Raw genomic sequence first — 1,330 nt, 5'->3', positions numbered from 1 at the left:
GGACGAGTCAGAAACCGTTGATGTAGGCGAAGGACATGCGAAAGGTCCGGCGTAGAGGGTAAGACCCCCGTAGCTGAAACATTGACGGCTCGTTTGAGAGACACCCAAGTAGCACGGGGCCCGAGAAATCCCGTGTGAATCTGGCGGGACCACCCGCTAAGCCTAAATATTCCCTGGTGACCGATAGCGGATAGTACCGTGAGGGAATGGTGAAAAGTACCCCGGGAGGGGAGTGAAATAGTACCTGAAACCGTGTGCCTACAAGCCGTGGGAGCATCCTTGTGGTGTGACTGCGTGCCTTTTGAAGAATGAGCCTGCGAGTTTGCGGTGTGTTGCGAGGTTAACCCGTGTGGGGTAGCCGTAGCGAAAGCGAGTCCGAAGAGGGCGTTTCAGTAGCACGCTCAAGACCCGAAGCGGAGTGATCTAGCCATGGGCAGGTTGAAGCGGAGGTAAGACTTCGTGGAGGACCGAACCCACCAGGGTTGAAAACCTGGGGGATGACCTGTGGTTAGGGGTGAAAGGCCAATCAAACTCCGTGATAGCTGGTTCTCCCCGAAATGCATTTAGGTGCAGCGTCGTGTGTTTCTTGCCGGAGGTAGAGCACTGGATAGGCGATGGGCCCTACCGGGTTACTGACCTTAGCCAAACTCCGAATGCCGGTAAGTGAGAGCGCGGCAGTGAGACTGTGGGGGATAAGCTCCATGGTCGAGAGGGAAACAGCCCAGAGCATCGACTAAGGCCCCTAAGCGTACGCTAAGTGGGAAAGGATGTGGAGTCGCACAGACAACCAGGAGGTTGGCTTAGAAGCAGCCACCCTTGAAAGAGTGCGTAATAGCTCACTGGTCTAGTGATTCCGCGCCGACAATGTAGCGGGGCTCAAGCGTACCGCCGAAGTCGTGTCATTCCAGAATTAGGGCCAACGCCTTCTGGGATGGGTAGGGGAGCGTCGTGTGCCGGGTGAAGCAGCACCGGAAGGTAGTTGTGGACGGTTCACGAGTGAGAATGCAGGCATGAGTAGCGATTCACACGTGGGAAACGTGTGCGCCGATTGACTAAGGGTTCCTGGGTCAAGCTGATCTGCCCAGGGTAAGTCGGGACCTAAGGCGAGGCCGACAGGCGTAGTCGATGGATAACCGGTTGATATTCCGGTACCCGCTGTGAAGCGTCAAACATCGAACCCATTGATGCTAAGGCCGTGAAGCCGTCCTGGAGCCTTCGGGCAAAGGGGAGTGGTGGAGCCGCTGATCCAAGGTGGTAGTAGGTGAGTGATGGGGTGACGCAGGAAGGTAGTCCAGCCCGGGCGGTGGTTGTCCCGGGGTAAGGGTGTAGC

The 1,330-nt window shown here is 57.0% G+C and carries 1 rRNA gene (running past both ends of the window); it reads left to right on the top strand.

Features of this window, described 5'->3' with window-relative positions:
- Positions 1-1,330, top strand: a 23S ribosomal RNA gene (locus tag ACIQVL_RS51430) (it extends past both window edges: 197 nt to the left, 1,289 nt to the right).

Source organism: Streptomyces sp. NPDC090499 (genome assembly GCF_044769305.1).
Classification (GTDB): Bacteria; Actinomycetota; Actinomycetes; order Streptomycetales; family Streptomycetaceae; genus Streptomyces.
Note: the sequence above shows the minus strand (reverse complement) of the source record. Positions and strands in the feature narration are given on the sequence as shown.